Annotated in this window: 14 protein-coding genes; 10 read left to right on the plus strand and 4 right to left on the minus strand. The window is 74.1% G+C overall.

Annotation, left to right across the window (positions count from 1 at the left end; translation table 11 throughout):
* Positions 1 to 208: 208 nt before the first annotated feature.
* The 6 genes from ACFVS0_RS17400 to ACFVS0_RS17425 are packed head-to-tail and all read left to right on the plus strand — an operon-like array spanning position 209 to position 6,715.
* Positions 209 to 1,165, plus strand: coding sequence for an ABC transporter permease (locus ACFVS0_RS17400; RefSeq protein WP_430552560.1), 957 nt, complete (start codon positions 209 to 211; stop codon positions 1,163 to 1,165).
* A gap of 1 nt (position 1,166) precedes the next feature.
* A complete protein-coding gene (locus ACFVS0_RS17405; protein ID WP_430588643.1) occupies positions 1,167 to 3,221 on the plus strand; it encodes a dipeptide/oligopeptide/nickel ABC transporter permease/ATP-binding protein in 2,055 nt (684 codons plus the stop codon).
* On the plus strand, positions 3,218 to 4,030 hold the full coding sequence (locus ACFVS0_RS17410; protein ID WP_430552562.1) for an ABC transporter ATP-binding protein: 813 nt from the start codon (positions 3,218 to 3,220) through the stop codon (positions 4,028 to 4,030). Before ACFVS0_RS17405 ends, ACFVS0_RS17410 begins: the two co-directional genes overlap by 4 nt.
* A 50-nt stretch (positions 4,031 to 4,080) precedes the next feature.
* Positions 4,081 to 5,010, plus strand: a complete 930-nt coding sequence (locus tag ACFVS0_RS17415) for a dihydrodipicolinate synthase family protein (RefSeq protein ID WP_430552572.1) — start codon at positions 4,081 to 4,083, stop codon at positions 5,008 to 5,010.
* 8 nt (positions 5,011 to 5,018) lie between these two features.
* Positions 5,019 to 6,023 (plus strand): ROK family protein, encoded by a 1,005-nt coding sequence (locus ACFVS0_RS17420; protein WP_430588644.1) that lies wholly within the window; start codon positions 5,019 to 5,021, stop codon positions 6,021 to 6,023.
* Positions 6,020 to 6,715 (plus strand): N-acetylmannosamine-6-phosphate 2-epimerase, encoded by a 696-nt coding sequence (locus ACFVS0_RS17425; RefSeq protein WP_430552564.1) that lies wholly within the window; start codon positions 6,020 to 6,022, stop codon positions 6,713 to 6,715. Before ACFVS0_RS17420 ends, ACFVS0_RS17425 begins: the two co-directional genes overlap by 4 nt.
* 10 nt (positions 6,716 to 6,725) lie before the next feature.
* On the opposite strand, the gene ACFVS0_RS17430 is transcribed toward ACFVS0_RS17425, so the two are convergent.
* Complete coding sequence (locus tag ACFVS0_RS17430) at positions 6,726 to 7,406, minus strand: HAD hydrolase-like protein (RefSeq protein ID WP_430588645.1); 681 nt, start codon at positions 7,404 to 7,406, stop codon at positions 6,726 to 6,728.
* 49 nt (positions 7,407 to 7,455) lie between these two features.
* Positions 7,456 to 8,460: an NAD-dependent epimerase/dehydratase family protein gene (locus ACFVS0_RS17435; RefSeq protein ID WP_430552566.1), complete on the minus strand. Its 1,005-nt coding sequence runs from the start codon at positions 8,458 to 8,460 to the stop codon at positions 7,456 to 7,458.
* Positions 8,461 to 8,533: 73 nt separating this feature from the next.
* Here ACFVS0_RS17435 and ACFVS0_RS17440 point away from each other — a divergent pair, with 73 nt between their 5' ends.
* The gene (locus tag ACFVS0_RS17440; protein WP_430588646.1) at positions 8,534 to 8,815 is read left to right on the plus strand and encodes an SDR family oxidoreductase; all 282 of its coding nucleotides are present in this window, start codon (positions 8,534 to 8,536) and stop codon (positions 8,813 to 8,815) included.
* On the opposite strand, the gene ACFVS0_RS17445 is transcribed toward ACFVS0_RS17440, so the two are convergent.
* Positions 8,697 to 9,437, minus strand: a complete 741-nt coding sequence (locus ACFVS0_RS17445) for an IclR family transcriptional regulator (protein WP_430565093.1) — start codon at positions 9,435 to 9,437, stop codon at positions 8,697 to 8,699. The genes ACFVS0_RS17440 and ACFVS0_RS17445 overlap by 119 nt on opposite strands.
* Before the next feature lie 67 nt (positions 9,438 to 9,504).
* On the opposite strand from ACFVS0_RS17445, the gene eda reads away from it, so the two are divergent.
* Both eda and ACFVS0_RS17455 read left to right on the plus strand, forming a co-directional pair.
* On the plus strand, positions 9,505 to 10,158 hold the full coding sequence (gene eda, locus ACFVS0_RS17450; protein WP_430586429.1) for a bifunctional 4-hydroxy-2-oxoglutarate aldolase/2-dehydro-3-deoxy-phosphogluconate aldolase: 654 nt from the start codon (positions 9,505 to 9,507) through the stop codon (positions 10,156 to 10,158).
* A 34-nt stretch (positions 10,159 to 10,192) separates the two neighbouring features.
* On the plus strand, positions 10,193 to 11,299 hold the full coding sequence (locus tag ACFVS0_RS17455) for a sugar kinase (RefSeq protein ID WP_430550760.1): 1,107 nt from the start codon (positions 10,193 to 10,195) through the stop codon (positions 11,297 to 11,299).
* Positions 11,300 to 11,415: 116 nt separating this feature from the next.
* Here ACFVS0_RS17455 and ACFVS0_RS17460 read toward each other — a convergent pair whose 3' ends face one another.
* The gene (locus tag ACFVS0_RS17460; RefSeq protein ID WP_430550759.1) at positions 11,416 to 12,444 is read right to left on the minus strand and encodes a LacI family DNA-binding transcriptional regulator; all 1,029 of its coding nucleotides are present in this window, start codon (positions 12,442 to 12,444) and stop codon (positions 11,416 to 11,418) included.
* 277 nt (positions 12,445 to 12,721) lie between these two features.
* Between ACFVS0_RS17460 and ACFVS0_RS17465 the strand changes: the two genes are divergently transcribed.
* Entirely contained in the window at positions 12,722 to 13,705 is a 984-nt protein-coding gene (locus tag ACFVS0_RS17465; RefSeq protein ID WP_430588647.1) for an ABC transporter permease, read from the plus strand.
* The last annotated feature ends 4 nt before the right edge of the window (positions 13,706 to 13,709 follow it).

Genomic DNA, 13,709 nt, shown 5'->3' on the forward strand with positions numbered 1-13,709 from the left:
CTTGCTGTTTTGCTTGTTTCTGTTGGCGTGTTGTTCGCGGGTGGACTCCGACTTGGGGGGCGTGGTTGGTTTCTCTTGGGTTGCCCGGGCCCCCCCCCCCCGGGACCGCCGGCGAGCACTGCGACCCGACCCACGTGAACGGAACGGAACTGCCGATGTCCACGACCAGCACCGCGCCGCGGGCGCCGCACGCCCCCGGAACCGCCGGATGAGCAACGTGCTGCGGCTGATCGCGCGCCGCCTCCTCCAGCTCCCGGTGATGATCCTCGGCATCACCTTCCTCGTCTTCTTCGTCATGTCGTTCTCGCCGATCGACCCGGCCTACCTCGCCCTCGGCGAGGGCGCCTCGGCGGAGGCCCGCGACGCCTACAACGAGGCCAACGGCTACCACGACCCGCTCCTCGCCCAGTACGCCCGCTACCTGGGCGGGCTCCTCCACGGCGACCTGGGCACCTACACCGCTCGGCACCTGTCGGTGTCCGACGCCATCTCGCAGGCGCTGCCCATCACGCTGGCGCTGACCTTCATGGGCCTCGCCGTCGCGATCGTCTTCGCGTTCGCGCTCGGCATTCTGGGCGCGCTGTACCGCGACCGGTGGCCCGACCAGCTCGTCCGCGTCGTGTCGATCGTGTCGCTCGGCACCCCGTCGTTCTGGCTCGCGGTGCTGTTCATCCAGCTCTTCACGCTGCAGCTGGGCTGGTTGCCGGGCAGCGGTCCCCTGCCGGCATTCCGCGACGACCCCGCGGGGTACCTCGCCCGCATGGCCCTGCCCGCCGTCGCTCTCGCGATCCCCGTGATCGGCCAGATGACGCGCGTCATCCGCACGTCGATGGTCGAGGAGCTGGACAAGGACTACGTGCGCACCGCCGTCGGCGCCGGGCTGCCCCGCGCGGTCGTCGTCGGCCGCAACGTGCTGCGCAACGCCCTCATCACCCCCATCACGGTGCTCGGCCTGCGGGTCGGCTACCTGATCGGTGGCGCCGTGGTCATCGAGGTCATCTTCGCGCTGCCCGGCATGGGCACGCTGATCCTCGAGGGGATCACCTCCAACCAGGCCAACCTCGTGCAGGGCGTCACCCTCACGGTGGCCCTCGCCTTCGTGCTCATCAACATCGTGGTCGACCTGCTGTACGTGCTCGTCAACCCGCGGATCAGGACGGTGTGACGTGCGACGCAACCTCACAGAACGGCTCTCCGGCCCCGCGCTGCGGCTGCGCGCCCTGCCGCTGACCTCCAAGATCGCGCTCGTCGTCGTCGCCGTGGTGGCGCTCGCCGCGGTCTTCGCCCCGCTCGTCACGGTCCACGACCCGCTGGCCTCCGGCACGCCCGTGCAGCCGCCCAGCGGCGAGCACTGGTTCGGCACCGACCGGCAGGGGCGCGACATCTACTCCCGCCTGGTCTACGGCGGGCGCTACTCGCTGGTGATCGGGATCGGGGCCACCGGCGTGGCCCTCGTGGCAGCCGGCATCCTCGGCGCGATCACGGCGACCGCGCACAAGGCGGTGTCCGAGACGCTGATGCGGGTGCTCGACGTCGTCATGTCGTTCCCGGGCATCGCCCTCGCCGCCGTGTTCGTCACCGTCTTCGGCCGCTCGCTGCCCGTGCTGGTGCTCACCATCGCGTTCCTCTACACGCCGCAGCTCACCCGCGTCGTCCGGGCGAACATCCTCGACCAGTACGGCGAGGACTACGTCTCCGCGAGCCGGGTCATGGGCGCGCGCACGTCGTGGATCCTGGCCCGGCACGTGCTGCGCAACTGCATGGCACCGGTGCTGGTCTTCACCACGGTGCTGGTCGCGGACGCGATCGTGCTCGAGGCGTCGCTGTCGTTCATCCAGGCCGGCGTGGCGCCGCCGCAGCCGTCCTGGGGCAACGTGATCTCCGACGGCCGCGCGCTCGTCATGGGCGGCTACTGGTGGGCGACGTTCTTCCCCGGCCTGCTCATCATGGTCACGACGCTGGCGCTCAACGTGCTCGCCGAGGGCATGACCGACGCGATGGTCGCCGCGCCGCGGTCCGCCGCGCGCCCGGCCGCCGTGCAGGACGAGGAGACCGCGGAGGCCCACGCGGTCGAGGCCGCCGCGGGCGTCGTGGACGGTGCGACGTCGGTCGAGGACCTCGAGGTCCCGCCCGCGGGGCACGAGCCCGCCGTCCCCCTGGAGGAACGGCTCGCGGAGCTGCGGGAGGCCGAGCTCGCCCGCGCCGACCGGAGGGTCTACACCGGCGACGCCGCGCCCCTGCTCGAGGTGCGCGACCTGTCCATCCGGTTCCCCGCCCGGCACGGCGACGTCGCCGTCGTCGACGAGGTGTCGTTCGCCGTGCGCCCGGGCGAGGTGATGGGTCTCGTCGGCGAGTCCGGGTGCGGCAAGTCGATCACGTCGCTGGCGATCATGGGCCTGCTCGACCCCGCCGCGCAGCTCGACGGCCAGATCCTCTACCGGGGCCGCGACCTGCTGACCCTCAAGGGCCGCGAGCGGGCTGCGCTGCGGGGCACGGACATCGCGATGATCTACCAGGACGCGCTGAGCTCGCTCAACCCGTCCATGCTGGTCCGCGCCCAGATGAAGCAGCTCACGCGGCGGGGCGGCACCCGCACCGCCGAGGAGCTCCTCGAGCTCGTGGGCCTCGACCCGGAGCGCACGCTCAGGAGCTACCCGCACGAGCTGTCCGGCGGGCAGCGCCAGCGCGTCCTCATCGCCATGGCGCTCACCCGTGACCCGAAGCTGGTGATCGCCGACGAGCCGACGACGGCCCTCGACGTCACGGTCCAGGCCCAGGTGATCGAGCTGCTGGACGAGCTGCGCCAGAAGCTCGGCTTCGCGCTCGTCTTCGTCAGCCACGACCTGGCGCTCGTCGCCCAGATCGTGCACCGCATCACCGTGATGTACGCGGGCCAGGTCGTGGAGCAGGCGGCGACCCGCGACCTGCTCCTCGACCCGCGGCACGAGTACACGCGCGGGCTGCTCGGGTCGGTGCTGTCCATCGAGTCGCGCGCCACGCGGCTGCACCAGATCCCGGGCACCGTGCCCTCGCCGCGCGACTTCCCCGACGGCGACCGGTTCGCGCCCCGCTCCTCGCGGCCCACCGAGGGCCTCGACGTGCGCCCCGTCCTGCGGGGCGTGCCGGGCCAGGACGACCACCTGGTGGCCGTGTCGCCGGCAGGCCCCGAGCTCGTGGCGGCGGGCGCCGCCTCTCGACCCATGATCGGAGACGCGCGATGAGCGCCACCCCCACCGCGGCCGACGACGCCCCCGTCATCGAGCTGCGCGGCGTGCACGTGGTCTTCTCCTCGCGCACCGGCACGCTGTTCAAGGCCCGGCACGTGCACGCCGTCGACGACGTCTCGATCCAGGTGCGCCGCGGGCAGACCATCGGCATCGTGGGCGAGTCCGGGTCGGGCAAGTCGACGATGGCCAAGGTCCTCGTCGGGCTGCAGGCGCCCACGCGGGGCGAGATCCGCTTCCGTGGCGACGTCGTGACGCGGTACACGCACGCGGTGCGCAAGCAGCTCGGCCGCGTCGTGTCGGTCGTCTTCCAGGACCCGGCGACCGCGCTCAACGCGCGGATGACCGTCCGCGACACGCTGCGCGACCCGCTCGACGTGCACCGGATCGGCACGCCCGCCTCCCGTGACGCACGGGTGCGCGAGCTCGTGCACCTGGTCGGGCTCCCGTCGTCCGCGCTGGACGTGCTGCCCGGCCAGATGTCCGGCGGCCAGCGCCAGCGGGTGGCCATCGCCCGGGCGCTCGCCCTGGAGCCCGACGTCATCGTCGCCGACGAGCCGACGTCCGCCCTCGACGTGTCGGTGCGCGCCCAGGTGCTCAACCTGCTCGACGACCTCAAGGCGAGGCTCGGCCTCGGGATGGTCTTCATCTCCCACGACATCCAGACCGTGCGGCACGTCTCCGACGAGATCGTCGTCATGCGGAACGGCCGGGTCGTCGAGTCGGGGCCCGCGGCGCGGGTCCTGGACGACCCCCAGGAGGAGTACACGCGCACGCTCCTCGGCGCCGCGCCCGCCCTCCTGTGACGCCGGGCCCCCCGGCGCACCCCCACCACCAGCAACCCCAGTTCGGAGCAATCGTGACCCAGCACCGCTTCCACGGCATCGTGCCGCCCGTCCTCACCCCGCTCACCGCGGAGGGCGAGGTCGACGTCGCGTCCCTCGAGCGGCTCACCCGCCACCTCGTCGACGCCGGGGTGCACGGCGTCTTCGCCCTCGGCTCCACCGGCGAGGTCGCGTACCTCACCGACGACCAGCGCGACCTCGTGGTGCGGACCGTCGTGGCCGCCGCCGACGGGCGGGTGCCCGTGCTGGCCGGCGCGATCGACCTGACCACCGAGCGCGTGATCGCGCAGGCACGGCGGCTCGTCGCGGCCGGGGCGGACGCCGTCGTGGCCACCGCTCCCGTGTACGCCCTCAACGACGAGGCCGAGATCGAGGCGTCGCTGCGCCGGATCGCCGCCTCGGTCGACGTCCCCCTGTTCGCCTACGACATCCCGGTGCGCGTGCACACCAAGCTGTCCGCCGGGCTGCTGGTCCGCCTCGGCGAGGACGGCGTCCTCGCGGGCGTGAAGGACTCCTCGGGCGACGACGTCGCGTTCCGCCGCCTGGTCGCCGCCAACCGGGCCGCCGGGTCCCCGCTCGCCCTGTTCACCGGGCACGAGGTGGTGGTCGACGGGATGCTGCTGCTCGGCGCCGACGGCGTGGTGCCCGGCCTCGGGAACGTGGACGCGGCGGGCTACGTGCGGCTGTGGGACCTCGCGCGGGCCGGACAGTGGGACGACGCCCGGGCCGAGCAGGACCGCCTCGCCGCCCTCTTCGAGATCGTGTTCCAGGCGCAGGGCCGTTCCGCGGACGTCTCCGGCGTCGGCGCCTTCAAGATCGCCGCGTGCCAGCAGGGTCTGATCGACACCGAGGTCATGTCGTTCCCGCTCGGGTCCCTCGGGGACGAGGTCGCGCGGCAGGTGGGGTCGATCACCCGCGCCGCCGGGCTCCTGGCCGGCTGACCGGTCCGATGACGGTGCAGGAGACCCCCGGGGCCGGCGTGGTCGTCGGCGTCGACCTCGGCGGCACGAAGACCGCCGCGGCCGTGGTCGACGCCGCGGGCCACGCCGGGCCGGTGCGCGCCACGCCCACGCCGGCCCAGGACGGGCCCGACGCCGTGCTCGACGCGGTCGCGGCGCTCGTGGCCGACGTCGCCCGGGCGGCGGGCGAGCCGCTGCGGGCCGTGGGCGTCGGTGCGGCCGGCGTGATCGACGCCCGCCGCGGCGCGGTCGTGTCCGCGACCGAGACGTTCGCCCGCTGGCCGGGCACCGACGTCGCCGGGGGCCTGCGCCGTCGCCTCGAGCCGCTCGCCGCGGCCGCCCCGCTCGCCCTGACGGTGGAGAACGACGTCGACGCGCACGCGGCGGGCGAGGCGTGGCGCGGCGCCGCGGCGGGCGCGCGCAGCGCGCTGCTCGTGGCCGTCGGGACGGGGGTGGGCGGCGCGGTCGTGCTGGACGGCCGGCCCCTGCGCGGGGCGCACCACCTGGCCGGGGAGATGGGGCACATGCCCGTCCCCGGCGCCGACGGCCTGCGGTGCGCCTGCGGACGCCTCGGCCACCTCGAGGCCGTCGCCGCCGGCCCCGCGATCCACCGACGCTACCGGCAGCTCGGGGGAGACCCTGCCAGCGCCGACGCGCGGGACGTGGTCGCGCGCGCGGCCGCCGGCGACGGCGTCGCGGTCGGTGTGGTGCGCGCCGCGGGAGCCGCGGTCGGCCGGGCGATCGCCGGGGTCGTCACCGTCCTCGACCCCGAGGTCGTCGTGGTCGGCGGCGGGGTCGCCGGCGCCGGGGAGCTCTGGTGGTCGGCGCTGCGGGACGCGCTCCGCGCGGAGGTCGTCGACGTCCTCGCCGCCCTGCCCGTGGTGCCCGCCGCCCTCGGCCCCGACGCCGCGATCGTCGGGGCGGCGCGCGGCGCCTGGCGCGCCGTCGCTGCCCCGACCCTCAGCCCGACCGACCACCCCGGAGCCGCCTCGTGACCTCGTCCCCGACCCGCCCGCACGCCGCCGTCCTGGACGCGATGCGCGGCCGCCTCACCGTCTCCTGCCAGGCCTACCCGGGCGAGCCGCTGCGCGACCCGCGCACCACCGCCCAGATGGCGCGCGCGGTGGTGGCCGGCGGCGCCGCCGCGGTCCGCGCCCAGGGGACCGATGACGTGGCGGCCGTCGTGGCGGCCGTCGACGTGCCCGTCGTCGGGCTGTGGAAGGACGGCGGGTCCGGCGTGTTCATCACGCCCACGCTCGACCACGCGCTCGCCGTCGCGCGGGCCGGTGCGCACGTCGTCGCGCTCGACGGCACCCGGCGTCCGCGGCCCGACGGGCGCACCCTGGCGCAGACCGTCGCGGCGCTGCGGTCCGGGGCCGACGTGCTCGTCATGGCCGACTGCGGCTCGCTCGACGACGCGCGCGCGGCGCAGGACGCCGGCGTCGACCTGCTCGGCACCACCCTCGCCGGGTATACGGGGGAACGCCCCAGGACGGACGGCCCGGACCTCGAGCTGCTCGACGAGCTGCTGTCCGGCTGCGAGCTGCCGGTGGTGGTCGAGGGCCGGGTCCACACGCCCGACCAGGCGGCCGCCGCGCTGCGTCGGGGCGCCTTCAGCGTGTGCGTCGGCACCGCCATCACGCACCCCACGACGATCACCGGCTGGTTCGTCGACGCGATGCCCTGACCGCGCAGGCTCAGCCGAGGCGGGACAGGACGGCGTCGGCCAGGTCGGCGACGTCGTCCACCAGCACGACGGCGCCGGCGTCGGCGAGCTCGCCGGGCGCCGCGTACCCCCAGGTGACGCCGACGCAGCGGATGCCGTGCTCCGCGGCGCCGTGCACGTCGTGCTCGCGGTCGCCGACCATGACCGCGGGGCCGTCGGCCGGGTCCACGGGAGAGGTGCGGCCGAGCGCGGCGAGCGCCTTGGCGACGACGTCGGCCTTGGTCGACGTGCCCTCGTCGAGCGGGGCGCCGAAGACGCCGTCGACCAGCTCCGTGAGCCCGAACCGGTCGCAGATCGGCCTCGCGTAGACCTCCGGCTTCGACGTGGCGACGGCCAGGGTGCAGCCGGCGGCGCGCAGCGCGCGCAGCACGTCCGGGATCCCGTCGAACACCCGGTTGTCGTACATGCCGCCTGCCGCGAACACCTCGCGGTAGGCACGCACGGCCTCGTCCACCCGGTCGGCGGGGATGCCGTGCGCGGGGAAGGAGTCGGTGATCGGCGGGCCGACGAACGAGCGCAGCGTGGCGTCGTCCGGCACGGGCAGCCCGAGCGCGCCGTAGGCGTGGCGGATGCCCGCGACGATGCCTGGCGCGGAGTCGGTGAGCGTGCCGTCGAGGTCGAGCAGGACGAGCGGGGCGGGGGAGCGGGTCACCGCAGCAGGCTACGTGGCCGGGACCCCCGCCCGCCGGGGCGGCCGGGGGTCAGACGGCGCGGGCGTGCGCGACCAGGCGGTCGAACGCGGCGTCGAGGGCATGGTCGACCCGCTGCGCCGAGGGGTGCGCGTCGTGCCAGGCGATCTGCTCCACGGCCGCCTGGTCGTACGTGATCGTGGTGCCGAACTCGGGCACCAGGGCGCGCAGCTTGGCGCAGTCGAAGACCATCGAGTGGGCCTTGTCGCCCAGCAGGCCGGGACCGACGTCGGGCAGCACGCGCGCGATCGTCTCGGAGGCGACGTGCACGAGCTCCGGCTCGTCGACGCCCGCGGCCGCGGCGAGCCACCGGTAGACCTGGTCCCACGTCGGGGCGTGCGTGCCCATGATCTGGAAGGTGTCGCCGACGGCCCCGGGGTGGCCGAGCAGCCCCACGAACCCCACGGCGAAGTCCTCCGTGTGGGTCAGCGTCCACAGCGAGGTGCCGTCGCCGTGCACGACGACGGGCTTCCCGGCGCGCAGCCGGGCGACGTCGGTCCACCCGCCGGTGGTGGGCAGCAGCGTGCGGTCGTAGGTGTGCGACGGGCGCACGATCGTCGCGGGGAAGTCGCGGTCGCGCCAGGCGCGGACCAGCACGTCCTCGCCGGCGATCTTGTCGCGCGAGTACTGCCAGAACGGGTTGCGCAGCGGCGTGGACTCCGTGACGGGCAGGCGCTGGGGCGGAGTCTGGTACGCCGACGCGGAGGAGACGAACACGTACTGGCCGACCCGACCGGTGAAGCGCTCGACGTCGTGCGCCACGTGGTCCGGCCGGAACGCGCGGAACTGCGCGACGACGTCGAACTCACGGCCCGCCAGCGCGGCGTCGACGGCGTCGTCGTCGGTCACGTCGGCCACGAGAGTCTCGACCTCCGGCGGCAGCGGCCGCGTCGTCGACGTGCCGCGGTTGAGGACCGTGACCCGGTGCCCGAGGCCGACGGCGCGGGCGACGCTCGCGGCGCTGATGACGCCGGAGCCGCCGATGAACAGGACGTCCTGAGGGCTGCGGATGCTCATGGGTCCATCGTGCCCGTCCTCGTGGCCGACCGGACCCCGACGTGCCGCGGGTCGACGCCGTCGCCCCGGGTACATGGCCACCGCGAACACGGGGGCGCTGCGCGCCGACGAGGACCGCAACGCCGAGATCCTCGCGCGCATCCCCGCCGGCCGCTGGGCCACGCCGGAGGACATCGCCGGGGCGGTGCTGTACCTCGCCTCGCCCGCGTCGGACTACATGCACGGCGCGATCATCGCTACGTCGAGGGCGCCGGGACGGTCAGGCCGGTCGGGAGCACCCGCGGCAGGAGCTCTCGCAGCGCCGCGACGCGCTCGTCGCGGGCGGCGCCGGTCATGCGCTCGACCGGCGCGGTGATGCTGACGGCGGCGACGGGCCGGCCGGCGCGCAGCAGCGCGACGGCGACGCACGCGATGCCGGGCTCGTTCTCCTCGGTCTCGGTGGCGTACCCGCGATCCCGGGCCGCGGCGAGGGCCGCCCGGAGCGTGGCGTCGGGCGTGGGGTCGGGCTCGGCGTCCCCGGCCGGCGCGGCAGCCAGGAGCGCCCGGCCGAGCGCCGTCGTCGCGACGGGGATGCGCCGCCCGACGGCGGACCACACGCGCAGCGGGCGCTGCGGCTCCACCTTGTCGAGGTAGACGACCTCCTGCCCGGCGAGGGTGCCGAGGTGCACCAGCTCGTCGACCTCGTCGCGCAGCGCCTCCAGCGCCGGGCGCAGCAGGCCGGGCAGGTTGTCCTCGGCGAGGTACGCCGCCCCGAGGGAGAGCACCGCCGCCCCCAGGGTGTAGGCGCCGTCGGGCCGCTGGTCGGCGTACCCCCGGTGGCGCAGCGCCGCGAGCGTGCGGTGCAGCGTCGACTTGTTGGCGCCCACCTCGGCGGCGAGGTCGGCCAGCGCGACGCCGCCGGCACCCGCGCGGGCGAGCGCGTCGAGCGTGAGCAGCGCCTTGTCCACGCTGCCGAGCGGGCTGGGGGGTTGGGTCATCGGGGACGGTCCTCTATGGTGTTCCGTAGTGAACAACGTACGTTCACCATAGCGAAACGGAGTCAGGATGTCTTCCCCCTCGACCCAGGCCGGCGACGTCGTCGCCGCGCTCGGCGCCCACCGCCTCGTGCCCGTCGTCGTGGTCGACGGCGCCGAGGAGGGCGCACGCCTCGCCGACGCGCTCGTCGCCGGCGGCCTCCCCGTCGCCGAGATCACCCTGCGCACCGCCGGCGGCATCGACGCGATCCGCGCGGTCGCGCAGACCCAGCCCGAGGTCGTCGTCGGCGCGGGCACCGTGACCACCGTCGACCAGGTCGACGCCGTCGTCGACGCCGGGGCGCGCTACATCGTGTCGCCCGGGCTGTCGGCCGCCGTCGTGCGCCGCGCGCAGGAGCACGGCGTCCCGGTCCTGCCGGGCGTCGCCACGCCCAGCGAGATCATGGCCGCGCTCGACCTCGGCATCGACGTCGTCAAGCTCTTCCCCGCCTCCGTGGTCGGCGGCCCCGCCGCGATCAAGGCGTTCTCCGCGCCGTTCCCCGGCCTGCGCTTCGTGCCCACGGGCGGCGTGAGCGCCGCCAACCTCGGCGACTACCTCGGGCTCGCCCCGGTGCTCGCCGTCGGCGGGTCGTGGATGGTCGAGAAGTCGCTCGTGACCGCCGGCGACTGGGCCGAGATCACCCGCCGCACCGCCGAGGCCGTCGCCCTCGCGGCCGCCGTCTGAGCCCGCCGCCGAGCCTGCAAGGAGCACCGACACCATGACGAACCCCTCGATCACCACCCGCCCGGCCGCCGAGTGCCGGTACGACGCCGTCGCCCTCGGCGAGGTCATGCTGCGCCTCGACCCGGGCGACCGCCGCGTGCGTACCACCCGCTCCTTCGACGTCTGGGAGGGCGGCGGCGAGTACAACGTGGCCCGCGGCCTGCGCCGTGCGTTCGGGCTGCGCGGCGCGATCGTCACCGCGCTCGCGGACAACGAGGTCGGCCGCCTCGTGGAGGACTTCATGCTCACCGGCGGCCTCGACACCTCCTGGGTGCAGTGGCGCGAGTACGACGGCATCGGCCGCAGCGTGCGCAACGGCCTGAACTTCACCGAGCGCGGCTTCGGCGTGCGCGGCGCGGTGGGCGTCAGCGACCGCGGCAACACCGCGATCGCGCAGATGAAGCCCGAGGACGTGGACTGGGACGCCCTGTTCGGCTCCGGCGTGCGCTGGCTGCACACCGGCGGCATCTTCGCCGCGTTGTCCGAGTCGGCCGCCGACGTCGCCGAGGCGGCCATGACCGCGGCCAAGAAGCACGGCACGATCGTGTCGTACGACCTCAACTACCGCCCCTCCCTCTGGAAGGGCATCGGCGGCGTCGAGCGGGCGCGCGAGGTCAACCGCCGTCTCGCGCACCACGTCGACGTGATGATCGGCAACGAGGAGGACTTCACCGCCTCGCTCGGCTTCGAGGTCGAGGGCGTGGACGAGAACCTCACCGACCTCGACACCGGCGCCTTCCGCGCGATGATCGGCACCGCCGCCGAGGCGTACCCGAACTTCCAGGTCATCGCGACGACGCTGCGAGGCGTGAAGTCGGCGTCCGTCAACGACTGGGGCGCCATCGCCTGGTCGCGGGCCGAGGGCTTCGTCGAGGCCACGCACCGCGCCGACCTGGAGATCTTCGACCGCGTGGGCGGCGGCGACTCGTTCGCCTCGGGCCTCGCCTACGGGCTCCTGGAGCTCGACTCGCTGCAGCAGGCCGTGGAGTACGGCGCCGCGCACGGCGCGCTCGCCATGACCACGCCGGGTGACACGACGACGGCGACCCTCGCCGAGGTCGCCAAGCTCGCCGGCGGCGGCAGCGCGCGCGTCCAGCGCTGAGCGCGGAGCTGGTCCGAGACCCCGCGAGGTAGTCCGAGTCCTGCCGAGGTAGTCCACTACCTCGCGGTTCCTGGAACTACCTCGCGGGGTCTCGTGCTACCTCGCGGGATCTCGTGCTACCTCGGCGGGGGAGCGGTGGACTCCCGGACGACGAGGCCGGTGGCGAGGTTGACCCGCCGGGCCATCGGCGTCTCGCCACGGGCGAGGTCGAGCAGCAGCCGGGTCGCGGTGGTCGCCATCTCGAGCAGCGGCTGGCGGACCGTGGTCAGCGCGGGCGCGGTCCAGGTCGCCAGGGGCAGGTCGTCGTACCCGACGACGGACACGTCGCGCGGCACGGAGAGGCCACGCTCCTGCGCGGCCCGCAGCAGGCCGATGCCCTGCATGTCCGACCCGGCGAAGACGGCGGTCGGGCGCTCGGGCAGGTCGAGCAGCTCGCTGCCGGAGCGGTAACCGGACTCCACCTCGAAGTTGCCCGACCGCACCAGCGTGGGGTCGAAGGCGATCCCGGCCTCCTCGAGCGCGGTGCGGTACCCGTCGAGGCGCGCGCGGGCGCACAGCATGTTGCCCGGGCCCGAGATGGCGGCGATGCGCCGGTGCCCCAGCTCGAGCAGGTGCCGCGTCGCCGCGAGCCCCCCGCTCCAGTTGTCCGACCCCACCGTGGGCACGTCGGGCGGGGGCTCGCCGTCGGTGTCGATGACCACGTAGGGGATGCCGCGCGTGGTGAGGCGGGGCCGCTGCGACGAGCTGAGGCTGGCCGCGACGAGCAGCACGCCCAGCGGCGGGCGGGAGAGCGTCGTCTCGAGCCAGGTGGTCGGCGGGCGGTGCTTCCCGCCCAGCTCGGACAGGATGACGCTCACCCCGGCGGCCGCGGCGGCGTCCTCCACGCCGCGGATGATCTCCGTGGACCAGGCCGAGCCGACCCGGTGGAAGACGAGGTCCACGAGCCCCGCGCCGACCGGGGGAGCCACGGCCCGGCGGCGCCGGTAGCGGTGCCGCTCCAGCGCGGCCTCCACGCGGTCGCGGGTGGCCGGCGCGACGTCGGTCCTGCCGTTCAGCACCTTCGACACCGTGGGTGCGGACACGCCGAGCTCCCGGGCGATCTCGGCGATCGTCGGCGTCGGGCCCTGCGGGGTGGGGGTGCTCATCGTCCGTCCTGTCGTGACGCGGCGTCGCGCTCGGGCGATCGACCGCAAGTTTCGGCTCGACCGTACACGACCTCGGGCGTGCTCTGGACGTTCACAGGCGCCGTGATCAGACCGTGATCGGCCGGGTGCTTGACCACCACCGAAAGCTCCCCCTACTCTCGGCCGCAGTTGGAGAACGTTTTCAATGACGAAACTTTCGGATCGTCGGCGCGAGGTTGCGACCGGCGGACCGCACGACGACGTGACGGCTGGGGGACTCATGGCGCAGGCCGCAGGGATGGTGACGACCGTCCCGCCGATCGACGACGCACCGTCGTCACCACCACCGCGGGACGAACCACGGCGGCAAGGGCGGGCGCGCACCACGTGGCGCCAGGCGCTGCGCAAGGACTGGCGGCTGTACTCGTTCGTCGTCCTGCCGGTGCTGTTCTTCCTGATCTTCAAGTACGTGCCGATGATCGGGAACGTCATCGCGTTCCGCCGGTTCCGCCCCGGCGGCAGCCCGCTGGGCGACGAGTGGGTCGGCTTCTACTACTTCGAGATGTTCATCCACAACCAGCAGTTCTGGCAGGTGTTCTGGAACACCGTGGTGCTGGGCCTGCTGACGCTGGCGATCTGCTTCCCGCTGCCGATCATCCTCGCGCTCATGCTCAACGAGCTGCGGTCGCGCCGGTTCAAGAAGATCGTGCAGACGATCTCCTACCTGCCGCACTTCATGTCGATCGTCATCGTCGCGGGGCTCGTGCTCCAGCTCACCGCGGTGAACGGCACGGTGAACCAGGTCGTGGAGGCGTTCGGCGGCGACGCGATCGCGTTCATGCAGCAGCCCGACTGGTTCCGCACGATCTACGTGAGCTCGGAGGTCTGGCAGACCGTCGGCTGGGGCACGATCCTCTACCTCGCCGCGCTGACGACCGTCGACGACCAGCTCTACGAGGCGGCCCGCATCGACGGCGCGAACCGCTGGCAGCAGACCTGGCACATCACGCTGCCCGGCATCCGCCCCACGATGATGGTGCTGCTCATCCTCAACATCGGCTCCTTCATGGCGGTCGGGTTCGAGAAGGTCCTGCTGCTGCAGAACCCGCTGATCTACTCCACGGCGGACGTCATCTCGACGTACCTGTACCGGGTGGGCATCCAGTCGGCCCAGTTCTCCTACGGCACGGCGATCGGCCTCTTCGAGGCGCTCATCGGCCTGGTCCTCGTCCTCACCGCGAACTTCGTCTCGCGCCGCACGGTAGGAGCCTCGCTGTGGTGACCGG

Source organism: Isoptericola sp. NPDC058082 (genome assembly GCF_042885055.1).
In the GTDB taxonomy this organism is placed as follows: Bacteria; Actinomycetota; Actinomycetes; order Actinomycetales; family Cellulomonadaceae; genus Isoptericola.

What these genes read in the sequence shown, in the direction of transcription:
- ACFVS0_RS17420 (WP_430588644.1), top strand. Translation starts at nt 5,019, where the DNA reads ATGACGGTGCAGGAGACCCCCGGGGCCGGCGTGGTCGTCGGCGTCGAC.
- ACFVS0_RS17440 (WP_430588646.1), top strand. Translation starts at nt 8,534, where the DNA reads ATGGCCACCGCGAACACGGGGGCGCTGCGCGCCGACGAGGACCGCAAC.
- ACFVS0_RS17465 (WP_430588647.1), top strand. Translation starts at nt 12,722, where the DNA reads ATGGTGACGACCGTCCCGCCGATCGACGACGCACCGTCGTCACCACCA.
- ACFVS0_RS17400 (WP_430552560.1), top strand. Translation starts at nt 209, where the DNA reads ATGAGCAACGTGCTGCGGCTGATCGCGCGCCGCCTCCTCCAGCTCCCG.
- ACFVS0_RS17460 (WP_430550759.1), bottom strand. Translation starts at nt 12,444, where the DNA reads ATGAGCACCCCCACCCCGCAGGGCCCGACGCCGACGATCGCCGAGATC.
- ACFVS0_RS17435 (WP_430552566.1), bottom strand. Translation starts at nt 8,460, where the DNA reads ATGAGCATCCGCAGCCCTCAGGACGTCCTGTTCATCGGCGGCTCCGGC.
- ACFVS0_RS17410 (WP_430552562.1), top strand. Translation starts at nt 3,218, where the DNA reads ATGAGCGCCACCCCCACCGCGGCCGACGACGCCCCCGTCATCGAGCTG.
- ACFVS0_RS17445 (WP_430565093.1), bottom strand. Translation starts at nt 9,437, where the DNA reads ATGACCCAACCCCCCAGCCCGCTCGGCAGCGTGGACAAGGCGCTGCTC.
- ACFVS0_RS17455 (WP_430550760.1), top strand. Translation starts at nt 10,193, where the DNA reads ATGACGAACCCCTCGATCACCACCCGCCCGGCCGCCGAGTGCCGGTAC.
- eda (WP_430586429.1), top strand. Translation starts at nt 9,505, where the DNA reads ATGTCTTCCCCCTCGACCCAGGCCGGCGACGTCGTCGCCGCGCTCGGC.